Below are 21,996 nucleotides of genomic sequence, written 5' to 3' on the forward strand. Positions count from 1 at the left end.
TCACGTCCGGGCGGCCCCGCGCGGCGGGTCGCGTAGGTCGTCCGGGACTTGTCCTAGCCTCGGGCTAGGCTCGCTGCGGCGCGCCACGCCGGCTGAAGTCGCCGGTGACCGGCAGCACACAGCCGAGACCGGGGAGTACGACCAGTTGACCGCAGAGCCTGACACCCTGTATGGGGCCGATGACCTCACCCACCTTGAGGGGCTGGACGCCGTCCGCAAGCGGCCCGGCATGTACATCGGCTCCACCGACAGCCGTGGCGTGGGTCACCTCGTCAACGAGATCCTCGACAACTCCACCGACGAGGGCGTCGCCGGCCACGCCAGCGCCGTCGAGGTGATTCTGCACGCCGACGGGTCGGTGCAGGTCGACGACGACGGCCGGGGCATCCCCACCGACGTGCACGCCAAATCCGGCATCTCCGGCGTCGAGCTGGTGCTCACCCGGCTGCACGCCGGCGGCAAGTTCGGCGGCTCCGGCTACAAGACCTCCGGCGGCCTGCACGGCGTCGGCGCGTCCGCGGTCAACGCCCTGTCGCGCCGGTTCGACGTGACCGTCCGCCGGGCCGGCAAGATCCACGCGATGTCGTTCCGGCACGGCGTACCGGGAATCTTCGACGGCGACGGGCCGGACGCGCCCTTCACCGCCGGCCCCGGGCTCCAGGTCATCGGCGCGATGAAACGTGGCCAGCGCACCGGCACCTCGATCCGCTGGTGGCACGACGCCCGCTACTTCGAGACCGGCGCGGCGCTCGACGTCGACGCGGTCCGGATGAAGCTGCGCAACACCGCGTTCCTGGTGCCCGGTGTGACGTACCTGCTGAGCGACCTGACCGGCGAGACGCCCGCCGAGGAGCGGTTCCACTACCCCAACGGGCTCAGCGACATGGTGGAGTTCCTCGCCCCGGCCGGTGACCGGCCGGTCTCCGGCACCCTGCTCGTCAACGGCGAGGGCACCTACCGGGAGAACGCCGCCGACGCCAACGGCGTCATGCAGTCGAACGTGCAGCGGCGCGCCGAGGTCGAGGTGGCGTTCCGGTGGGGCACCGGCTACGAACGCACCGTCGAGTGCTTCACCAACACCATCCGCAACGCGCACGGCGGCACCCACCGCAAGGGCTTCGAGCGGGCCCTGGTCCGCGCCCTCGCCGACGCGGTCCGCAACACCCGCGGCCTGCTCAAGGCCAAGGAGGAGCCGCCCACCCTGGACGACGTCCTGGAGGGGATGACGGCGGTGGTGCACGTGCGCATCCCGGAGCCGCAGTTCACCTCGCAGACCAAGGACGAGCTGTCCACCACCGGCATCACCAAGGTCATCCAGAGTCTTGTCGACGCGCACGTCAAGGCCTGGCTGGAGGACAAGCGCACCAAGGCCGAGGCGCGCACCGTCCTGCAGAAGATCGTCGACGCCGCCCGGGTCCGGCTCACCCAGAAGCAACAGAAGGACGCCGCCCGACGCAAGACCGCCCTGGAGGGCGCGTCCATGCCGCCGAAGCTGGTCGACTGCCGGGCCACCGGCGTCGACCGCAGCGAGCTGTTCATCGTGGAGGGTGACAGCGCCCTCGGCTGCTTCACCGGGGATACCAGGGTCGCGTTGGCCTCCGGGGAGAGTCGATCCTTCGCCGAACTGGCCGCCGACTGGCAGCGAGGGGTCAGCCACTTCGGATACACAACCAACAGGGCCGGCCGCGTCGTGGTCGCTCCGCTCGTGGAACCGCGACTCACCAAGTCCGATGCGCCGCTGGTGCGAGTGACGCTCGACAGCGGCGAATCCGTGCGGTGCACTCCCGATCACCAGTTTCGGCTGCGCGACGGCTCCTACCGCCGAGCCGATGCCCTCGCACCGGGCGATTCGCTGATGCCCCTCTACCGGCGGCTGTCCAGTAAGGCAGAGGGCCACGATCTCCAGGGCTATGAGCAGGTCTGGATGAACGACCGGGACGAGTGGGTCTACACCCACTACCTCGCTGACGGCTGGAATCTGCGGCATGGCAGGGACAGTGCGGCCAATGGCAACGTCCGCCATCACATCGACATCAACAAGCGCAACAACGACCCTCGCAACCTGCGATGGATGACGTGGCCGGATCACTCCGCGCTCCATGCCGCGATGATGGGTGAGCACGTTCACGCCGGCTGGCGGGAGTGGTTTGAGAACGGCGGCCGGGAATTCAGGTCGGCCATGCTGACGGCTCAGTGGCGCGATCCTGATTTTCGTGTGGCCTGCCTTGCCCGCCTGTTCGCACTTAACGAGTCACCAACATTCCGGGCCAAGATTGAGAAGCGTTTCCGGGAGTGGTACGACGCGCTCGGTGCCGAGGAGAAGCTTTCCTACGCCGAGCGGATGCGTGAGCGGCAGGCGGCATACTGGTCGCAGCCTGAGCATCGCGCCGCGGCAGCCGAACGCGTCCGTCAGTACTTCACCGATCCGTCCCGTCGCCAACAGTGGCGTGACCGTTCCGTGCAGCAGTGGCAGGACCACGAATTGCGCGCCTGGCGCTCGCGGAAGACCGTCGAACAGTTCGCGGACCCGGGGGAGCGAGCCCGTCAGCGCAACGCGGTGGTGGCCTGGTACCGGGGCAACCCGGAATTCGGCGAGGCCCACTCCCGCCGAATGCGGCAGCGGATGACGGATCCGAGCACCGGCCATCTGGCGAAGGTTCAGGCGGGTCGGTCCCGCTACGTCGACAGCGTGCCCCGTGCCGAGCGAGTCGAACGCCAGCAGGAAGGCCGCCGTCTGGCAGCGTTGCGTCGTCTGGCGCCGTTGCTGGCGCACCGCGACGAGGAATTGGCAACCGCATACGACGCCGAGCGGATGCGGACAGCTCGTACCGGGCTCCGCTTCAACCGGCTTCTGGCCCTTTACGACGGGGATTACCGGCGACTTCGAGAAGCAGCCTCGTTCGTCAATCACCGCGTCGTCGCAGTGGAGGCGCTGGACGAGAGGGCCGACGTCTACGACCTGACGGTGGACGACTATCACAATTTCGCCCTCGATGCAGGCGTGTTCGTCCACAACAGCGCACGGGTGGCGCGAACTGCCGAATACCAGGCGCTGCTGCCGATCCGGGGCAAGATCCTCAACGTGCAGAAGGCCAACCTCCAGCAGGTGCTGGACAATGCCGAGTGCGCCGCCATCGTCCAGGTCCTCGGGGCCGGCTCGGGGCGCACCTTCGACCTCTCCGCGCTCCGCTACGGCCGAGTGCTGATCATGGCCGACGCCGACGTGGACGGCGCCCACATCCGGACGCTGCTGATCACCCTCTTCGCCCGCTACATGCGACCGCTGATCGAGGCCGGCCGGCTCTACGCCGCGATGCCACCCCTGCACAAGATCACCACCAGGGGGCGCAACCCGCAGACCGTCTACACCTACACCCAGGCCGAGATGGAGACGACGGTCCGCAAGCTGGAGAAGGCCGGCAAGCAGATCGTCACGCCCATCCCACGCTTCAAGGGCCTCGGTGAGATGGACGCCGACGAGTTGTGGGACACCACGATGAACCCGGCCACCCGGGCCGTCCGCCGGATCACCCTCGACGACGTCGACGCCGCCGAACGCATCCTCGAGTTGCTGATGGGCGAGAAGGTCGAGCCGCGCCGCAACTGGTTGATCGACTCGGCCGGCCGGGTCGACCGAGATGCGATCGACGCATGAGCTCACGTTTCATTCGAGTGGAGAGCTGAGTCATGGCACGCCGCAAGGAAAACAAGGTCGACCTCTCCTCGTTCGACCAGGCCGGCGCGCGGGTCTTCGACAACCCGCTGGTCACCGAGGTGTCCGACTCCTATCTGGAGTACGCGTTCTCGGTCATCCACTCCCGCGCCCTGCCCGACGCCCGCGACGGTCTCAAGCCCGTACACCGGCGCATCCTCTGGTCGATGTACGAGCAGGGCTACCGCCCGGACCGCGGGCACGTGAAGTCCGCCCGAATCGTCGGCGACTGCTTCGTTGCCGGCACGCTGGTCTCCACGCCTGACGGCCTGCGGCCGATCGAGGAGATCGAGGTCGGAGATTTCGTGCTGGACGGCCAGGGCGCGTCGGTTCCGGTCACCACCGTCTATCGGAACCCGACCTCTGACCTCGTTCGCGTCACCTGGAGCAATGGGCACACGATGCTCGTCACCCCGGGCCAGCGCTTCCGGGTGGTCGCGGATGACCTCTCGGTGCAGTGGGTCGAGGCTCGTGACCTTGCGGGATACCTGGCACTGGCCTACGGCAGCCGCCGTAATGAGGTGTCGCCGCGCGATGGCGACGTCTACGACTACGTGCGCGGGCTGCTGGTAGCCGAGGGCTTCCCGGTTGATCGGAACCGCGCGGCGGACGGCCGGGTCCGAATCCACATGTGCGACATCGAACCGCTTGACGTCGCTCATGGCTGGGCCATCGCCAGTGGAGTGAACGTCTCCCGCGGGAAGCGTGAGGCTGTCAATCCCCGCCATCGTGACCAGCACATTCTGACTTTCAGCCGGAACCAGGGATTGTTGGAGGTCACCGAGCCGCTCAGCCGCGACAAGCACGTGCCACGCGACATCCTGGGCAACCGTTCAGGGTGGGCGCCGTTTCTCGCTGGGTTCTTCGACGGCGACGGCTACGTCCGCAAGCGGTTCCGAGAGATGGTCTTTGTCAGTACCAGCGAGCTGCTGGTACGGCAGATATACGCCATGCTGGCCGACCTGGGGCTACACGGGCACTACTGGACCAGCGGTCGTCACTCTGACGGAAATCCGCTTCACGGGCTTTCCGTATCCGGGCGAGACGCTGCGGTCCTCGCTCGGATGCTGCTGCCGTGGGTGCGGATCGGCTACAAGCACGATGGCCTGCAACGGGTTGCCGATATCGACTACCAGTACAGCGGCAAACAGGGCAATGACCGGTTGCCGTACGGCCCTGTGGTAGCGGAGTTCACGGCAGCGCATCAGGGTGGCGGATGGTTCCGCGATCAGGCCGGACAGGCGTTTCGCGCTTCGTTGTCCGCGAGCGGTGGACCGAGGGTGCGGTATGGCAAGGACCGTAACGGGGTTCTGCTCGCCGACCGATCATTCAAACTGGAGCGTGCGGTACGAGACGGCTGGATCGACAAGCTCCAGCGCATCGGCTCACCGCTCGCTGCCCGGCTGGAGGCGCTGATCGGTAATGCGTTCCTGCGGGTCACCTCGGTCGAGGCGGTGTCGCCGGATGTCACGTACGACATCCAGGTGGGCAGCGACGAGCACGCCTTCGTTGCCGAAGGCCATGTCGTTCACAACTGCATGGGCAAGTACCATCCACACGGCGACACGGCGATCTACGACGCCATGGTCCGCCTCGCGCAGGACTTCTCCCTCAACGTGCCCCTCATCGACGGGCACGGAAACTTCGGCTCTCCGGACGACGGCCCGGCTGCCAGCCGTTACACGGAAGCCCGGATGTCCCGTGAGGCGATGCTGCTCGTCGGTGAGCTGGGCGAGGACACCGTCGACGTCGAGCCCAACTACGACGGCTCGCTGACCCAGCCGACAGTGTTGCCGGCGGCCTTCCCCAACCTGCTTGTCAACGGCGCGTCCGGGATCGCGGTCGGAATGGCCACCAACATGATCCCGCACAACCTCGCGGAGGTCGTCTCCGCCGCCCGCTGGCTGATCAACCACCCGGACGCCACCCTGGACAAGCTCATGGAGTTCGTCCCCGGCCCCGACCTGCCCAGCGGTGGGGTGCTGCTCGGCCTGGACGAGGTGCGCCGGGCGTACGAGACCGGGCGCGGCGTGGTGCGGATGCGCGGCAAGGTGGAGATCGGCCCGATCGAGGGCAGCCGGGGCCGCCAGGCGATCACCGTGGTCGAGTTGCCCTACGGCGTCGGCGCGGAGAAGGTCATCGCCGCGATCACCAACGAGGTCACCAAGACCAAGCGGCTGACCGGCATCGCCGACGTCAAGGACCTCACCGACCGGGAGAGCGGCACCCGACTCGTCGTCGAGTGCAAGGTCGGGGTCAACCCGCAGGCGTTGCTCGCCGACCTCTACCGGCTGACCCCACTGGAGCAGTCGTTCGGCGTCAACAACCTGGTCCTGGTCGACGGGCAGCCGCGCACGTTGGGGCTCAAGGCACTGCTGGAGGTGTTCCTGGCCCACCGGTACGAGGTGGTCACCCGACGCACCTCGTACCGCCGGCGTAAGCGCCAGGAGCGGCTGCACCTGGTCGACGGTCTGCTGATCGCCCTGCTGGACATCGACGAGGTGGTCCGGCTGATCCGGGGCAGCGACGACGCGCAGGCCGCGAAGGACGGGCTGATGAGCCGGTTCGGCCTGTCCGACATCCAGGCCACCTACATCCTGGACACTCCGTTGCGGCGGCTTACCAAGTTCGACCGGATCGAGCTGGAGACCGAGCAGGAGCGGCTGCGGGCCGAGATCGCCGAGTTGAGCGCGATCCTCGACGACGAGCGGGTGCTCAAGAAGCTGGTCTCCGACGAGCTGGCCGCCGTGGTCAAGCAGTTCGGCACCGAGCGGCGTACGACCCTTGTCGACGGGGACCTCAAGGAGGTGTTGGCCGCGTCCGCGCCGGCCGGCCCGCTTGAGGTCGCCGACGACCCGTGCCAGGTGATCCTCTCCGCGACCGGGTTGGTCGCGCGGACCGCGGCCGAGTCGGAGGAGAGCGCCGAGGGGCGTCGGCGCAACGGCCGGGTCAAGCACGACACGGTACGCGCCATCGTGCACTCCACGGCCCGTGGTCGGGTGCTGTTGCTGACCAGCGCCGGCCGGGCCTTCAAGGTCGATGTTCTACCGCTGCCGGTGCTGCCGGAGCAGGCCGGCACGGTGTCGCTGCGCGGCGGCATGTCCGCGGCCGAGCTGGTGCCGTTGGCGGCGGGGGAGACCGTCGTCGGCCTGGCCCCGTTGGGCGGGCAGGCGGACGGCTCGCCAGGGCTGGCGCTGGGCACCCGGCAGGGCGTGGTGAAGATCTGCGCGCCGGAGTGGCCGGTACGCTCCGACGAGTTCGAGGTGATCGGCCTGCGGGACGGTGACGAGGTGGTCGGGGCGACCTGGCTGACCGACGGCGACGAGACGCTGACCTTCGTCACCTCGGAGGCGTCGCTGCTGCGCTTCCCGGCCGCGCTGGTCCGTCCGCAGGGCCTCAAGGGTGGCGGCATGGCCGGCATCAGCCTGCCGGCCGGGGCGCGGGTGGCGTTCTTCGGCGCGGTCCGCACTGACGACCCGGGGCATGGCGAGCCGATGGTGGTGACCTCCACCGGGGCGACGGTTAAGGTGACGCCGTTCAAGGCGTACCCGGCGAAGGGCCGGGCGACCGGCGGCGTGCGTGCGCACCGCTTCCTCAAGGGTGAGACGGACGTGGTTGTGGCCTGGGTGGGGCCGCGCCCGGTCGGCGCGACCGGCACCGGTGATCCGGTGGAGTTGCCAGCGGCGGACCCCCGCCGGGACGGCTCCGGCTTCGCGGTGATGCTCGGCCCGACGGTGGTAGGCCACCTGATCGAGCGCGACTGACCCACCCCGACCGCCCGCCGCTCGGCCTCAGCATCCGTGGATGTCGGCGCGCGAGCCGCCGAAGATCGTGCTCGATCCTGGAAGTAGTGGCGTCACCCCACGGCGATGCCACTCGATCCCGGATCGAGCACGATCATGCGAAGGGGTCTGCGCGCTAGAATGACGGCTCTGTTGTCGACGATGGCCCGGGTGCGCCGCCAAGCACCTCTCACATGACCTCTCTTCTGTCCGGCGGAGTCGCCGGCGCGGCGTGAGCGCCGCCATCCGGGTGCGGCCGTCGCGCGAGCTGCGCGCCGCCCGCCGACCCCGACAGCATCGCTGCTGGGGGCACCTGATCGCCGCCCCGCTCTGGCCGCTGCACGGTGCGAATCTGGGCACCCTCCTGCGTACCTGCGACGCGGTCGGTGCCTGCCTGGCCGTGCCACCGTTTCGGTGGGTGGACGAGGCTCTGGCCCGCGGCAACACCCTGCGTCGGCCGGGCTGCGTGCACCGGGTCGGCAGCCCGCTGCGGTGGCTGGCAGCCGAACGGGCCGCCGGTGCCCGCATCCTCGGTGTGGAGTTGGCCGACGAGGCCGTCCGACTCGGTGACCTGCCTGCGGCTCGGGGGCGCACCGTCGTGCTGCTGGGGCACGAATCGAGCGGCATCCCGCCCGAGGCCCTGGACCAGCTGGACGCGGCCGTGGAGATTCCCATGATCGGGCATGGTCAGAGCCTCAACGTGGCCGTCGCCGGTTCGCTGGTCCTCTACAAACTCGCCGGCATGCTCTAGGCGCGACGGAGGGGATCAGGCGACGTTGTGCGGGCGGAACTGGACGCTCACCCGGGGGCCGACCGGGCGGGCGGTCTTCGGGATGGCGTGTTCCCAGGTGCGTTGGCAGGAGCCGCCCATGACGATCAGGTCGCCGTGGCCCACCGGGAAACGCAGGCTGTCGCCGCCGCCGCGCGGGCGCAGCAGCAGCGGTCGGGGTGCGCCGAAGGAGACGATCGCGACGACGGTGTCGGTGTGTGCCGAGCGGCCGATGGTGTCGCCGTGCCAGGCCACGCTGTCGTTGCCGGAGCGGTAGAGGCACATGCCGGCGGTGACGAACGGTTCGCCCAGGTCGGGTGCGTAGTGCCGGGTCAGGGCGGCGCGTGCCTCGGTGAGCACCGGGTGTGGCAGTTGCCGGTCGGCGTCGTACCAGCAGAGCAGGCGGGGCACGTCGACCTCGCTGTCGTACATGGTGCGCCGCTCGGCCCGCCAGGGCACCTCGGTGAGCAGGGTGTCGAGGACGGTGTCGGAGCCGTGCACCCAGCCGGGGAGGTGGTCGACCCAGGCGCCCCGGCTGAGCTGGTGTCGGCGGATCTGGCCGGGCAGTGATCCCAGGGTCGGCCCGGCGTCGGCCAGGTCGAGCATCGACGGCTGATAGGCGGCCCGCGTCATGCACCCACCCTAGCAGCGCTTTCGTACACCCGTGCCAACGGCTGGGTCAGTTTGGCCGGACGGCCTCCAGGACCGCGTCCACGACCCGGGCCCGGCCCTGGCCGTCGACGGTCGACCAGGCCCGCGCGGCGAGTGTGGCGCGTCGCTGCGGTGAGCTGAGCAGCCCGAGCAGGGTCCGCGCCGCCGCCGCGCGGGTTGCTCGTCCGGTGACGCCGGCGGCGGTCAGCTCCGGCAGTTCGCCGAGCCCGGCGGCGAGGCCGTGGCGGACCACCCGGGCGTACGACTCGCGTTGGTTGTCGACAACGCAGACCAGCGCGGCGGGTGCGCCGAGGCAGCAGAGTTCCCAGGTGGACGTGCCGGCGGCGCTGACGACCAGGTCGGCTTCGGTGATCAGGGCGGGCAGCGCGCCGGTGGGTGGCACCGGCCGGATGAGCTGCCCGCGGCCGGGGGCGATGTCCTCGATCTCGGCCTCGATCTCGGGTCGGCCGACGATGACAGTGAGGTCCATCGGATGGCCGGTGGCGACAAGCACCCGGGTCAGTACCGGTGCCGCGCCTACCGCGTCGGTGCCGCCGAAGAAGGCCAGCACCCGGGGTCGGCTGACAGTCGTGGCGGGCGGAGGCGCCGGCGGTCGGGCGGTGATCACGGAGTCGCGTAGCAGGGCGTACCCGCTGCCGGCGAGCAGCCGGCCCGGCAGCCCGGTCAGCTGCGCGCCGAAGTTCTGGTCGAGGTACAGGTCGGCGACCTGGCCCCGGGTGTCCCCGTCGATCACGGCGAGGGTGAACACGCCGGCGGTGCGTAGCGCCCCGGCTCCGGCGGGGTCCAGCTCGTAGGAGTCGAGGACCAGCACGTCCAGGTGGTGCCGGCGGGCCGCGTCGACCAGCTCGTCCGGCGTGTCCGGGCCCGGGTGCAGGGGGATGCCCCGGGCGGCCAGTTCCGCGGTGGCCCAGGGGAGCCGTTCGACGGTGCCGAACACGGCGACGTGGACTCCGCGGGTGAGCAACTCCTCGGCGAGGGCCAGGCAGCGGACGAGGTGGCCGACTCCCCGCCGTGGGCTGGCGTCGCACCGCAACCCGACCCGCGGCGTGCTCAGCACTCCTCCAGCTGCTTCTGTCGGACGTCGGCGTTGAGGGTGCGCAGGTGGGGTTGCCCGTGCAGCCACCCGGCGAGCGTGGCAAGTGGCACGCTCACGTCCCCGAAGTGGTCGACGATCGCGCTGACCAGCGTCCAGTCCCGCTCGGTGTCGAGGGTCAGTCGCAGCGCCGACCGGTCCGGGGTGAGCGTCACCCCGAGCACCCGGAACAGCTCCGGATGCGTGTACGCGTACGAGGTCACGTGCACCCGGTGATGGTCGGTGGCGAGCCGGTCCAGGGTGCGCAGCGTCTTCGCCGCGATGATCTCGGCGTCCAGCCCGCGGGGCAGTGTGCGGGCGATCGACGTGCTCGCGTAGTCGAGCCCGGGGACCGCCCGGTAGACCGCCGCGACCAGGGCGATGATCTCCGGGTCGAGCAGCGGGCAGTCGGCGGTGAACCGCATCACCGCGTCCCCCGGGTGCGCGGCGAGGGCACCCACGAATCGGCCCAGCACGTCGTCGACCGGCCCGCGGTGGCAGGCGACGCCCAGCCGCGCGCACTCGGCGACCACCGCGTCGTCGACCGGGTCCGTGCTTGTCGCGACCACCAGGTCGGCCAGGACGCCGCTGTCGTGGGCGGCGCGCACCACCCGGCCCAGCACGGAACGCCCGGCGAGCGGGCGGAGCACCTTGCCGGGCAGCCGGGACGAACCCATCCGGGCCTGCACGATGCCGACGATCCGGGGTGCCGTGCCGTTCGTCGGGGCCAGCCCGCCTGCCGGTACGCCGGTCACTGCTGCTCTCCCTTCGGGGCGAGCACGGCGGTGGCTCGACGTTTGGCGGCGCGGGCGCCCCGCTTGGCCAGTCGGGCCGGGGTGATGGCGAGCCGGCCCACCCGGTAGCTGATCGAGCCGCTGAGCAGGCCGATCGTCGTCTCGGCCCGACGCAGGGCCCGTTCCCGGGAGGTGAGCAGCTCCTCGGTCCACGCGGTGAGCGCCGCCAGCCGGGCGAGTTCCTCGCGTTGGCGCAGCCACGCCTCGTGCAGCTGTTGGTAGCTGCGCGCGCCGACCGGCGGGTCGGTGGGTGCGACGGCGTGCAGCTCGGTGGCGAGGTTGAGCCGGCCGTCGGGGTCCAGTCCGTGCAGCGCCGCGTCGATTGCCGCCTCGGCCTCCACCGCCTCGCCAACTGTCGCGCGGTCCAGGTCGTGGCCGGCAAGGCCGCCGAGCACCACGGTCAGGCCGGCCACGTCGAGGGTGGACGACCAGGGGTGGGCGTACCCGCCGGTGAGCAGGCCCGCCGCGAAGCGCCACAGCCCGCGGGCCAGCACCACGTCGGCGGGTAGCGCCTCGGTGGCCCGCCAGCTCGGGTCGAGCACCGCGTACCGCTCGTCGTCGACGACCACGTTGTCGGTGCCGGCCAGCGCCGCCGCGCCGGCGATCCGCGAGTCGGCGTCGGTCTGGTCGGCGAGCCAGCCCGCGTAGCCGTGCAGCAGCGCGCGCAGGGCGGTCAGGTCGCGGCGCACTGCCGCGTCGAGCAGCAGGGTCCGCAACAGCCGGCCGGCCGGCACCGGCCCGGACAACGCGTCAGCGTCCCGGTAGGCGGCCTCGCGGCTGGCGAACGGCGCGGCGGCCGGCGGCTGCGTGCCGGTGGTCTGGACGCGTCCCCACCGCAGTCCCGACGGCCCGTGCAGCACCTCCAGCACGCCGATCCCGGTCTGCGCCAGCACCACCGGCAGATCCGCGCCGTCGGCCGGCGTGCTGGGATCAGCCGGGTCGGCGGGCCGGTGAGCGAGCACCAGCCAACCCGGCGCGAGGTCCGCGGCGCGGCCGGCGTGCAGCGCGTCCACCGCCAGCCGGGACGGGTCCTGGAGCACCGTGTCGCCGGTGCAGCCGCCGGCGCACGCGCCGTGCAGCACCGCGTCGAAGAGGCCCGAGCCGGTGTCCCGGTCGAGGTGGTCGGCGTCGAGCAGCGCCGTCGGGGTGCCGGCGTCGGGGTACGCGGCCCAGCACGTACCCGGTCGCAGTCCCGCCGCGGTGAGCCGCTCGCGGAGCTGGTCCCGGTTGGCCGGGTGGGTCCGGTCGAGGACCCCGCCGATCGTCCACGCGGAATCCTCCCGGTCGGCGTACCAGGGGGTGGTGGCGACCAGCCGGTGCAGGCCGAGCGGGTTGTCCACGCGTAGCACCAGCGCGCCGCCCGGTCGCACCGCGGCGACCAGTCGGGCCAGCACGCCGTCCCAACCGAGGCGGGTGCCCTCCACCGACTCCACCGGGTCCAGGCCGGCGGGGGCGATCACCACGTCGTACGTCTCGTCGTCGGGCAACCCGGCCGGACCACCCACGACCAGGTGGGCGGCCCGCTGGGCGAGCGCGACCGCGTCCGGGTGGCTGCGCAGCAGGCAGGTCACCTCGGCGTGGCCGAGTTGGTCGAGCAGGGCCGGGTCGTGGGGCCCGGCCACCAGCACCCGGGCGCCGGGCGGCACGAGTCGGGCGGCCAGCGCGGCCAGGGGCCCGCCGTCGGCCAGGCGCTGCTGCGGCAGGTCCGACCAGGCCAGCATCTCGCCGCCGGGCAGCGTGATCCGGCCGGCGGGTGCCGTCTCAGTCGTCACTGTGGTCCTCTTCCTCCTGGAGGTTCGCCCAACCGAGCAGCTCCCGCAGCTCCGCCGGCGTGCAGCGGTGGTCGGTGCCCAACTCGGCGCGGGCGATCTCGACAGCGGTGGGCAGGTCGACCTCGGCGCCGTGCAACTGCGGCCACTGCCGCCGGATGCGGGCCGTCCCGCCGAACGTCGGGTCCTCGTTGGACAGGATCATCGGGTCGCCGTAGACCGCCGGTTCGCAGCCGGCCGCGATGCCGTAGAAGATCGCACTGGTCAGCCGGTTGGATGCTACCCGGCGGTGTCGACGCAGCTCGGTGAGCTGCTTGTCCAGGAAATCCGGGTCGGTGTCCTTCCACCAGTGCCCCCGGTAGCCGTGGCAGATCACCCGGAAGCCGGCGCGCTCGTAGAGCCGGCGGACGCTGCGCATCCGGTACTCGTGCCAGTACAGGCAGACGGTGACCGGGCCGGGCTCGGTGTCCCGGATCAGGGCGATCAACTTCCGGTGGTCGCCCTTGACGTGCTGGCCCTCCCAGCCGTGGAACGGGTACCAGATGGTGCCCACCCGCTCCTCGGCCGGTGGCTCGTCGGGGCGCATGGCCAGCAGGTATATGAACGGCGCGCCGATGACCACCACGTTGCGCCGCCCCACCGACCAGGCCCGCCGGCGGGTCTGCTCGGACCAGAGCAGGCTCGGGGCGCGCTCGGCGTACGGGTGACCGGGGGCCAGGCCGTCGCCGATGTTCCAGCCGTGCTGCACGTACCCGTTGATCCGCGGTGGGTGCCGGTCACCGAGACCGGCGTAGCGGGCCAGCACGTGCGCGTGGCCGTAGAAGTGGTTGGCGTGGTGCATCAGGTTCCCATCAGGCGGCGGTACGCACCGAGCCGAACCGCAGGGCCGCGGTCAGCGCGTCGATGACGCGATCCTGCTCGGCGTCGCTGAGCCCCGGGTAGAGCGGCAGTGACAGCTGCTGGGAGTAGAACGACTCGGCCACCGGGCAGGACCCGCGCCGGTAGCCGAGGTCGGCGAAGGCCGGGTGCCAGTGCACCGGGATGTAGTTGACCTGGACGCCGATGCCGGCGGCGCGCATCCGGTCGTACACCTCGCGGCGTCGCCCGTCGAGGACCCGGATCGGGTAGAGGTGCCAGGCCGGGTCGGCCCACGACCTGCGGTGCGGTCGGAGCACGCCGTCCAGGTCGGCGAGTGCCTCGTCGTAGCGGGCGACCAGGGCGGCGCGGCGGGCCTTGAACTCGCCGAGCCGGCGCAGCTGGCTGCGGCCCAGGGCGCAGAGCACGTCCGGCAGGCGGTAGTTCAGCCCGAACTCGTGCACCTCCTGGTGCCAGCCGCCCTCGTCATTCAGGCGCAGCTCGTCGCGTTCGCGGACCATCCCGACGCCGCGGAAGCGCCGGGCCCGCTTGAGCAGCCGCGGGTCGAGCGCGGCGACGGCGCCACCCTCGGCGGTGGTCAGGTTCTTGGTGGGGAAGAACGAGAACGTGGTCAGGTCGGCGAGTGAGCCGACCGGCCGACCGTGGTACGTCCCGCCGATCGAGTGCGCCGCGTCGGCGAGGAGCAACGCGTCGCTGCCCGCTACCGACTCGCGCAGCGCGTCGTAGTCGGCGGGGTGGCCGGCGTAGTCGACGGCGGCGACGACCCTGGTCCGTGCGGTGACCGCGGCGGCGGCGGCAGCCGGGTCGAGGCAGAACGTCTCGTCGTCGACGTCGGCGAACACGATCTTCGCGCCGAGGGCGACGGCGCTGCTGGCGGTCGCCACGAAGGTCATCGGCGGGACGACCACCTCGTCGCCGGGGCCCACCCCGGCCGCCGCGTACGCCACGTGCAGCGCGGCGGTGCCGTTGGAGACGGCGGCGACGCCGACCCCACCGGTCCAGACCGCGAGGTCGGCCTCGAAGGCGTTGACCTGTGGGCCCGTGGTGAGCCAGTCGCCGCGCAGCACACCGGCCACGGCGGCGACGTCGTCCTCGGTGATCGAGTGCCTGCCGTACGGGAGCATTCCCGTCATGCGGTGCGGCCGAGCATGTCGCGCAGCTGCTCGACGGTGAGCCACTCGTCGTTGGTGTCCGACTGGTAGGCGAAGCCGTCCGGCACCGGATCGCAGTCGACCGGCGGCTGGTAGCCCCAGGTGGCGATCGTCGGCTGGACGATGAACCGGCCGTCGGCGCGCAGCGTCCGGCGGCTGTCGTCGGGCGCGATCATTTCCTCGTGCAGCTTCTCGCCCGGACGGATCCCGATCTCGTGGGTGGTGGCGTCCGGGGCCACGGCCTCGACCAGGTCGAGGATGCGCATGCTCGGGATGCGGGGCACGAACAACTCGCCGCCCTGCATCTGGTCGAACGAGTCCATGACGAACCGCACGGCCTGGTCGAGCGTGATCCAGAAGCGGGTCATCCGCTTGTCGGTGATCGGCAGGCTCTTGCCCTCCGCGGCCAGCCGGCGAAACAGCGGGACGACCGAGCCGCGGCTGCCCACCACGTTGCCGTACCGCACCACGGCGAACCGGGTCGGGTGCTGGGCGGCGTAGTGGTTGGCCGAGACGAACAGCTTGTCGCCGACCAGCTTCGTGGCGCCGTACAGGTTGATCGGGCTGGACGCCTTGTCGGTGGAGAGCGCGATGACCTTCTTGACGCCGGCCTCGATCGCGGCGTCGACGACGTGCTGGGAGCCGGTGATGTTGGTGGCGATGTACTCGGAGGGGTTGTACTCCGCGGTGTCCACCTGCTTGAGCGCGGCGGCGTGCACCACGTGGTCCACCCCGTGCATGGCCCGGGTGAGCCGGTGCCGGTCCCGGATGTCGCCGATGAACCACCGCAGCCGCGGGTCGTCGCCGAGCTGCTGACGCAACTCGTACTGCTTGAGCTCGTCGCGGGAGAAGACCACCACCCGGGCCGGGTCGGCCTCGGTGAGAATGTGCTTGAGGAACGTCCTGCCGAAGGAACCCGTTCCCCCGGTGATCAGAATGGACGATCCATTCAACTCACTCAATTTGGTGCTCCCGTGGTCGTGGATGAACGGGCGGCCCTCGGCCGGCCGACCGGGGTGAGACGCTAGCCATGGCGGGTTAACTCCCCGACGCTCACGGGTTAACCACGACCCCTGCTCGTGTGAATGCCGAACACCGCGTAGGCAAACACTTCCGGCCCGCCCGCAACCGGCCTGACCTGGCCGGATCGGGCCGCTACAGTGACCGCGCGAGTGACCCGGCAGCCCTGTCCGCGGCCGGCTCCGCGTTCACCCGACATCCGCATCGGCTCGGTGCGAGCGGGTCACCCCACACGTCACCGGCGCGGGCCGAAGGCCCGGCCGGTCCATGCCGAGACCGGTCCGGCCGGCAGTTCTGGAGGCGTTCATGGCATCCGCTAGCGACGTGATCGAACGGCCCGCCGCACGGGCGCGCACACCGGACCCCGCGCCCGCGCGGCGCTGGCTGGTGCCGCTGCTGCTGGTCGTCGGTTGGGTGCTCAGCGTCGCCTGGCGGATGTGGTTGTCCCGGCACATCGTGCTGCCGATCGCGCACACCGACGAGGACAGCTACCTCAACACCGCCCGTGCGCTGGCCGGCGGGCCGGGCGGGTTCAGCAGCGAGAACGACCTGCTGCGCCGGGTCGGGTACCCGATGCTGATCTCGCCGGCGTTCCTCGGGGACCGGGATTTCACCGACGCCTACCGGATCGTCCAACTGATCAACGCGATGGCGAACTCGACGCTGCTGCCGTTGGCGTACCTGCTCGCCCGCCGTCTGCTCCGGCTGCCCCGGCCGTACGCGCTGCTCGGCGCCCTCGCGGCGGCGACCCTGCCAGCCACCGCCTTCTACGCCGGCATCGCCATGATCGACACGGTGATGGCGCCGCTTGTCGTCGGCTGGCTGCTCGCCGTGCACCGCTGGATCGAGCGGCCCGGACCGCGCGCCGCCGCCACCGTCGGCCTGCTGGTCGGCGGGTTCCACCTGCTGCACTCGCGCGGCCTGGTGATCGTGGCGGTGCACGCCGGGTTGGTAGTGCTGCTGTTCGTCCGCCGCCGGATCAGCCCGCCCACTGTGCTCGCCGCGCTGCTGCCGGTGCTCGCCATGGCGCTCGTCAACGCCGCCGTCATCCGCTACCTCGGCGACAAGGTCTACCTGCTCGGCAGCACGCCGGGCGGCGGCACCGTCGACGCGGTCGCCTCCGTCCAGGGGGTGGTCCGCGTCGGCGCGGGCGTCACCACCCAACTCTGGTACCTCGTGGTGATCACCTTCGGGATGGCGGGAGTGGCCTGGGCCGCCGCCGTGCGCGAACTCTGGCGTCCCCGGCACGGCGACGCCGCCCGCTGGACGATGGGCGTGGCGCTTGTGGTGACCGTCGGGGTGGCCGGCGGGGCGTCGGTGATCCTGGCCGGCATCACCGGCAAGCCGCTGGACGCGATCTACGGACGCTACGTGCAGATGTTGGCACCGTTCTGGCTGCTGGTCGGGCTCGGGGTGCTGCTCACCGCCGGCCACCGGGTGGTGCTGCGCCGGGCGGCCGTCGCGGTGGCCCTGCTGGTCGGCGGCGGTGCGCTGATCGCCGTCCGACTCGCGTACGTGGCCAGCCAGGGCCACCGGTTGCGCTACGGCGGTTTCAGCGCCCCGGACCTGGCGGCGTTGACCGGGGGCTGGCGCGAGATGCGGCCGGTGCTCGGATCACTCGTCGGGATCGGCGGCTGCCTGCTGCTCGTCGCCGCAGTGCTGCTGCCCCGACTGCGGTTGCCGATGCTCGGCGTCCTCGTCGTGGCCAACCTCGTCACCATGCAGGTGATCGAGCAGCGCATCGTGCGGCCAGCCGTCGCGAGGACGTCGCCGACGCCCCGGGTCGCCGACATCGGGGTACGCCCCGGCGAGCGGGTCTGGGCCTCGACCGGCGTGCACTACGTCATGCGGTTCAACCTGAGCCACCAGGTGAACTGGACCGACGTCCGCTGGTTCGACGAGCAGCCGCCGGCCGCGGCCCAGGTGGTGTTCGCCAGCTGGGCGCCCGGCCAGCCGGACGACTGGGACGGCACCGCCTACGGGTTCGTCCGGCTCGGCGGCAACCCGGTGCAGCACTGGGCGGCGTGGCGGCGGGCCTGACCCCGGTGGACATCCGCTGTTTCGTGAACGGCGGATGTCCACCGGGAACACCATCGGTTAATGATTCAGGTCCATTATCCGAATGGGTCCGACAATCAACGCTGGCGGCGGTCGGCGCGAGCCAGGGAAATCGGGATGACGGTGATTTCCCGGCCGCCGGACAGCTCCTGTCGCGGGGCGCCCTCGACGAATCGGAACCGCCGGTTCATCTGTCGTACGACGGTATTGTGACCGAGTACCTCGCCGTCGAGTCGATCCAGGTGCAGCCCGTCGAACGCGTACTCGACTGCCTCCCGCATGACCCCCAGCCAGGCGGGCAGCGTCTCGTCTCGTCCAGCCAGCCCGTCGGCGTCCAGATAGAAGCCCCACGCCCCCGTGCGGGGACCGTCGAACCGCAGGTCGAAGAAGGTGACCACGCCGCAGGGCCGATCGTCGCGGACGTACACCAGCACCCGCCGGGACGGGTCGTCGCGGACCGCCGACCACCACCGGGCGTGCTCGTCGGCGGTGATTTCGTGGCTGGTCTTGCTGACCTGACGGTTGGTTTCCTGATTACGCCAGGACAACATCAGGTGAACGTCGTCCACGGTCGCTTCGCGCAGCACGGGCGTCTCGCTTTCTTTGCTGTTCACGTCCGGTCGGAGCACCTTACCCGGGCGTACCGGCAAAGCAGATATGCATTCGTTGGGTTGTAGACTGCGGCGCATGGACGAATTGAGTCGCGCGCAGATCCGCGACCTCATGGCTCAGGTGTTGAAGAACCAGGACAAGGAGCTGCCCGCGGACGACGCGGCGCAGTTGCGGGAGATCGGGTTCCGGTCGCTCGACTTCTCCGAGCTGGCCCTGCGGGTGGAGGACGAGACGGGCGAGGAGCTCAACTTCGACGCCCCCGGCCTGCGTCGCATCGCCACCGTCGGCGACGTCCTCGACTTCCTCGTCGAGCTTCAGCACCAGTGACCGTCGCGACGGCACACGATCACGCACCCGTACCCCGGGAGCCGGCCGGCGTCGACAACCGGATCGTCGTCGGCGGCGCCGCGCTGACCTGGCGGGCGCTGCCGACGCCGACGCTGCCCGACCCGGCCGCGGTGCTCGCCCACCGCGGTGTGCACGCGCTCGCCGCCGCTCGGCAGCACGCCGTGCACGGCACCGAACTGTTGCTCAGCACCGCGGGTCGGGTCGACGCGGCGATGCGGACGGAGTTGCAGGCGGCCGGGTTCACCGTCAGCGTCCTCGACGACGACGGCGTGCACCCGAGCGGCCCGGCCCGGCCCCGAGCCGCCGAGCCCGGCCGGCTGTGGCTGCTGACCTCGGGCTCGACGGGGCGCCCCAAACGGGTCGGGCACACCCTCGACACGCTCACCACGGTGCGGGCCGAGCAGCCCGACCGGACCTGGCTCTGCCCGTACGCGCCCGGCACGTACGCCTGGTGGCAGGTGGTCACCCTGTCGCTCACCCAACCCGGCCAGCACCTCGTGGTGGTCGAGCCCGACGAGCTTGACGACTGGCCGACCATCGCCGCCGCGCACGGGGTCGACGCGGCCTCCGGCACCCCGACCTTCTGGCGACGTACCCTCTACCGCGATGCCGCCGCGCTGGCCCGGGTGCCCCTGCGCCAGCTCACCCTCGGCGGGGAGCCGGTGGACCAGGCGATCCTGGACCAGCTCCGCGCGGTGTTCCCCACCGCCCGGATCTCCTGGATCTACGCCTCGTCCGAGGTGGGGGCGTCCATCGTGGTGCACGACGGGCGGGCCGGCTTCCCGGTCGACTGGCTGGACCGGCAAACTCCGGGTCGGCCGACGCTCTCCGTGCGCGACGACGAACTGGTGGTCAGCTCCCCGCACCACGGGGTCGGGTTGTCCGGCCCGATCCACACCGGAGACCGGGTGCAGATCCTCGACGACCGGGTGCTGATCACCGGCCGGCTCGACTCCGACGAGATCAACGTGGGTGGCAGCAAGGTCTCCGCCGGGGTGGTCCGCGGTGTGCTGGCCGCGCATCCGGCGGTGGCCTGGGCCCGGGTGACCGGCCGCCGTGCCCCGGTGCTCGGCCGGATGGTGGTCGCCGAGGTGGTCCACACCCCCACCGCGCACCCGGATGTCGACGAGGCCGCGCTGGTGCGCTGGTGCGCCGACCGGCTCCCCGAGCACGCGGTGCCCCGCCGGATCCGCGTGCTTGCCGACATTCCCGTCAAGGAGACCCTGAAGAGCGATGTCTGAACCCGTCGTCACCCCGCTCGTACCGCCCAGCACTGTGGTCCTCGTCTCCGGCGGCTCCCGGGGGTTGGGTCTGGCCGTCGTCACCGACCTGCTCGACGCGGGCGTCCGGGTGGCCGCGTTCGCCCGCACCGTCACGCCGGAGCTGGACAAACTCGCCGCCGAGCACCCCGACCGGGTGCACGTCGGCTCGGTGGACGTCACCGATCTGCGGGCCGCGCAGAGCTTCGTCCGCGAGGTGGAGCAACGCCTCGGCCCGATCGACGGCATCGTCAACAACGCCGCCGTCGGGCAGGACTCGCTGCACGTGCACACCACCACCGACGACATCGCCCGGATCATCGAGACCAACCTGACCGCCCCGTTGCAGCTGACCCGGCTGGTGGTCCGCCGGATGCTCGGCAAGGGCATGCGCGGGCGGATCGTCAACATCACCTCGATCTGCGGGCAGCGCGGTTTCCCGGGTCTGGTCGCGTACTCCGCCACCAAGGGCGGCATGGACGCCGCCACCCGCTCGCTCGCCCGGGAGTTGGGTGGCCGGATGCTGGTGAACTCGGTCGCCCCCGGCTTCTTCGCCTCGGAGATGTCCGCGGTGCTCGGCCCGACCCAACTGGACCAGATCGTGCGCCGCACGCCGACCGGTCACCTGACCGAGCCGGCGGAGGTCACGCCGGTGGTGCGGATGCTGCTGCGGGAGCACACCAACATCAACGGCCAGGTGATCGTGGTGGACGGTGCCGCCGCCATCTGAGCCGGCCCGGCTGGTCCGGCCCCGCCCGGTGCCGGTGCTGCTCGCCGCCGCCGAGCAGCACCTGCGGATCGGCGTACCCGCCGACCTGACCGACGCGGTGACCCGCAGCCACCTCGACGACGGCCGCTGCGTCGGCTGGTACGGACCGACGACGCCCGGGTGGCGGGTGGCGATCGACGCGGAACGCGCGAACGCCCCGGTGCCTCCGGCACTGGCCCGCCGGTTCGGGGTGGACGACTTCTGGGCGCGGTGGACCCGCGCCGAGTGCTGCTGCAAGCTCGCCGACGTGCCGGTGGCGGCCTGGTGGCGTCGCCACGGCCTGAGCACGCCATCCGACGGATCGGCGCTCTGGCGCACCCTGCGGGTGGCCGACCTGGTGGTCACCGTCGGCGTCGCCCCCGCGCCCAGCGCTGTCTGCGCGCCCGGCGGTGCCGCCACGCCCGGCTTCGTGCCGGCGCGGAGCGTGCGGGCCGCGGCTGAGCGCGGCTCGCTGTCCGCGGCGTCCAGTTGGGCTGCCTTGTGACAGCGGCACCCGCGCACCGTCGGAACGCGGAGCCGGAGGTGTGCCGCGACGGAGACCGGCCCTCGCATCAACTTCACCCGGGATGGCCAGGAGTTGTTTATCCACCCGTTGGTGGGTAGCGGTCTCGGCGGCCTACTCAGATGGCGCGAACTGCGACGGAGGCAGTGGCCATAGTTCGCCGGATGTCTATGTTCGAATGACTGTGGGGCGACCTCAGCGGAGTTCGCCCTTGGTCAGTCGGTGCCGGGCGGGTAGCTGTCCTGTGTCGGGCGCTGCGACGGCCGCGGGCTGGTTGGCGTGGACACGGGGGAGGTCCGGCGCGGTGGCTGAGTTTCCGGGGCATTTGTTCAAAATGGATGGTGATCCGTCGGCGATTCGGTCGTCGGCGGGGCGGTGGTCTGGTTTTGGTTCGGCGGCGTCACAGGCGGCGGCGCAGATCACGGGTTTGGATACGAGTCAGTTCGTGGGTCCGGAGGCGGATCTGTTCCGGGAGGGCCTGAATGCCCAGATGCCGGGGCATTTGCGGGTGACCGGTGATGCGTTCGGCAAGGTGTCGGCGGGGTTGGTGGCGTTCGCGGGTTCGTTGTCGTCGTTGCAGGACCGGATGCGTCCGGTGGCGCAGCGTGCGCCGGGTTTGTGGGCGGCGTTGCAGGCCGCGCGGGGGCGTTCGGATCGGGCGGCGCAGGCGGATGAGCGGCATGAGCGGGAGGTCGCGGATCGGCCGCCGGAGCAGGCTGCTTCCGCGGAGCCGGACACGTATCGGTCGGATGCGGGGGCGGCGGGTGCGGCGTTGTCGCAGGCGCAGCGGGACTGGGACGAGTGCGTGGCCCAGGCGGGTGCGTTGCGGGG

16 protein-coding genes and 4 pseudogenes are annotated in these 21,996 nt (G+C 71.3%); 12 read left to right on the plus strand and 8 right to left on the minus strand.

What is annotated here, in order from left to right; translation table 11 throughout:
• Positions 1–48 precede the first annotated feature (48 nt).
• The 6 genes and pseudogenes from AB0B86_RS21385 to AB0B86_RS21410 all read left to right on the plus strand — a co-directional run.
• A pseudogene (locus AB0B86_RS21385) lies at positions 49–3,010 on the plus strand (ATP-binding protein); the annotation flags it as partial.
• 6 nt (positions 3,011–3,016) lie between these two features.
• A pseudogene (locus tag AB0B86_RS21390) lies at positions 3,017–3,655 on the plus strand (toprim domain-containing protein); the annotation flags it as partial.
• Positions 3,656–3,687: 32 nt separating this feature from the next.
• A pseudogene (locus tag AB0B86_RS21395) lies at positions 3,688–3,942 on the plus strand (DNA gyrase subunit A); the annotation flags it as partial.
• A 171-nt stretch (positions 3,943–4,113) separates the two neighbouring features.
• A pseudogene (locus tag AB0B86_RS21400) lies at positions 4,114–4,749 on the plus strand (LAGLIDADG family homing endonuclease); the annotation flags it as partial.
• A gap of 27 nt (positions 4,750–4,776) precedes the next feature.
• Positions 4,777–7,476, plus strand: a complete 2,700-nt coding sequence (locus AB0B86_RS21405; RefSeq protein WP_357404534.1) for a DNA topoisomerase (ATP-hydrolyzing) — start codon at positions 4,777–4,779, stop codon at positions 7,474–7,476.
• Positions 7,477–7,726: 250 nt separating this feature from the next.
• A complete protein-coding gene (locus AB0B86_RS21410; protein WP_357404264.1) occupies positions 7,727–8,245 on the plus strand; it encodes a TrmH family RNA methyltransferase in 519 nt (172 codons plus the stop codon).
• Positions 8,246–8,260: 15 nt separating this feature from the next.
• On the opposite strand, the gene AB0B86_RS21415 is transcribed toward AB0B86_RS21410, so the two are convergent.
• Genes AB0B86_RS21415 through pseB form a run of 7 tightly spaced genes read right to left on the minus strand, consistent with a single transcriptional unit; the run spans position 8,261 to position 15,559 of the window.
• Complete coding sequence (locus AB0B86_RS21415; protein WP_357404262.1) at positions 8,261–8,896, minus strand: alpha-ketoglutarate-dependent dioxygenase AlkB; 636 nt, start codon at positions 8,894–8,896, stop codon at positions 8,261–8,263.
• Between the two features lie 46 nt (positions 8,897–8,942).
• Positions 8,943–9,989: a spore coat protein gene (locus tag AB0B86_RS21420; RefSeq protein WP_357404532.1), complete on the minus strand. Its 1,047-nt coding sequence runs from the start codon at positions 9,987–9,989 to the stop codon at positions 8,943–8,945.
• A complete protein-coding gene (locus AB0B86_RS21425) occupies positions 9,986–10,738 on the minus strand; it encodes a glycosyltransferase family protein (RefSeq protein ID WP_357404530.1) in 753 nt (250 codons plus the stop codon). The genes AB0B86_RS21420 and AB0B86_RS21425 overlap by 4 nt, the downstream gene beginning before the upstream one ends.
• 20 nt (positions 10,739–10,758) lie before the next feature.
• A complete protein-coding gene (locus AB0B86_RS21430; protein WP_357419546.1) occupies positions 10,759–12,573 on the minus strand; it encodes a class I SAM-dependent methyltransferase in 1,815 nt (604 codons plus the stop codon).
• A complete protein-coding gene (locus AB0B86_RS21435; protein ID WP_357419549.1) occupies positions 12,563–13,411 on the minus strand; it encodes a hypothetical protein in 849 nt (282 codons plus the stop codon). Before AB0B86_RS21435 ends, AB0B86_RS21430 begins: the two co-directional genes overlap by 11 nt.
• Before the next feature lie 10 nt (positions 13,412–13,421).
• Positions 13,422–14,579, minus strand: coding sequence for a DegT/DnrJ/EryC1/StrS family aminotransferase (locus AB0B86_RS21440; RefSeq protein WP_357419551.1), 1,158 nt, complete (start codon positions 14,577–14,579; stop codon positions 13,422–13,424).
• Entirely contained in the window at positions 14,576–15,559 is a 984-nt protein-coding gene (gene pseB / locus AB0B86_RS21445; RefSeq protein WP_357404256.1) for a UDP-N-acetylglucosamine 4,6-dehydratase (inverting), read from the minus strand. Before pseB ends, AB0B86_RS21440 begins: the two co-directional genes overlap by 4 nt.
• 364 nt (positions 15,560–15,923) lie before the next feature.
• Between pseB and AB0B86_RS21450 the strand changes: the two genes are divergently transcribed.
• Entirely contained in the window at positions 15,924–17,657 is a 1,734-nt protein-coding gene (locus tag AB0B86_RS21450; protein ID WP_357404254.1) for a glycosyltransferase family 39 protein, read from the plus strand.
• 95 nt (positions 17,658–17,752) lie between these two features.
• On the opposite strand, the gene AB0B86_RS21455 is transcribed toward AB0B86_RS21450, so the two are convergent.
• Positions 17,753–18,289, minus strand: a complete 537-nt coding sequence (locus AB0B86_RS21455) for a GNAT family N-acetyltransferase (protein ID WP_357404252.1) — start codon at positions 18,287–18,289, stop codon at positions 17,753–17,755.
• Between the two features lie 73 nt (positions 18,290–18,362).
• Here AB0B86_RS21455 and AB0B86_RS21460 point away from each other — a divergent pair, with 73 nt between their 5' ends.
• From AB0B86_RS21460 to AB0B86_RS21480, 5 genes are all read left to right on the plus strand, one after another.
• Positions 18,363–18,614, plus strand: coding sequence for an acyl carrier protein (locus AB0B86_RS21460; RefSeq protein ID WP_357404250.1), 252 nt, complete (start codon positions 18,363–18,365; stop codon positions 18,612–18,614).
• The gene (locus AB0B86_RS21465) at positions 18,611–19,876 is read left to right on the plus strand and encodes an AMP-binding protein (RefSeq protein ID WP_357404248.1); all 1,266 of its coding nucleotides are present in this window, start codon (positions 18,611–18,613) and stop codon (positions 19,874–19,876) included. Before AB0B86_RS21460 ends, AB0B86_RS21465 begins: the two co-directional genes overlap by 4 nt.
• On the plus strand, positions 19,869–20,624 hold the full coding sequence (locus AB0B86_RS21470) for an SDR family NAD(P)-dependent oxidoreductase (protein ID WP_357419558.1): 756 nt from the start codon (positions 19,869–19,871) through the stop codon (positions 20,622–20,624). The genes AB0B86_RS21465 and AB0B86_RS21470 overlap by 8 nt, the downstream gene beginning before the upstream one ends.
• Entirely contained in the window at positions 20,608–21,147 is a 540-nt protein-coding gene (locus tag AB0B86_RS21475) for a hypothetical protein (RefSeq protein ID WP_357419561.1), read from the plus strand. The genes AB0B86_RS21470 and AB0B86_RS21475 overlap by 17 nt, the downstream gene beginning before the upstream one ends.
• A 322-nt stretch (positions 21,148–21,469) precedes the next feature.
• Positions 21,470–21,996: putative T7SS-secreted protein (locus tag AB0B86_RS21480; RefSeq protein WP_357419563.1), on the plus strand; the 527-nt coding region annotated here is incomplete at its 3' end.

The organism is Micromonospora sp. NPDC049047, assembly GCF_040649135.1.
Classification (GTDB): Bacteria; Actinomycetota; Actinomycetes; order Mycobacteriales; family Micromonosporaceae; genus Micromonospora.

Coding starts and splice junctions, on each gene's coding strand:
- AB0B86_RS21405 (WP_357404534.1), top strand. CDS start 4,777: ATGCTGCTGCCGTGGGTGCGGATCGGCTACAAGCACGATGGCCTGCAA.
- AB0B86_RS21415 (WP_357404262.1), bottom strand. CDS start 8,896: ATGACGCGGGCCGCCTATCAGCCGTCGATGCTCGACCTGGCCGACGCC.
- AB0B86_RS21435 (WP_357419549.1), bottom strand. CDS start 13,411: ATGCACCACGCCAACCACTTCTACGGCCACGCGCACGTGCTGGCCCGC.
- AB0B86_RS21440 (WP_357419551.1), bottom strand. CDS start 14,579: ATGACGGGAATGCTCCCGTACGGCAGGCACTCGATCACCGAGGACGAC.
- AB0B86_RS21450 (WP_357404254.1), top strand. CDS start 15,924: ATGGCATCCGCTAGCGACGTGATCGAACGGCCCGCCGCACGGGCGCGC.
- AB0B86_RS21460 (WP_357404250.1), top strand. CDS start 18,363: ATGGACGAATTGAGTCGCGCGCAGATCCGCGACCTCATGGCTCAGGTG.
- AB0B86_RS21470 (WP_357419558.1), top strand. CDS start 19,869: ATGTCTGAACCCGTCGTCACCCCGCTCGTACCGCCCAGCACTGTGGTC.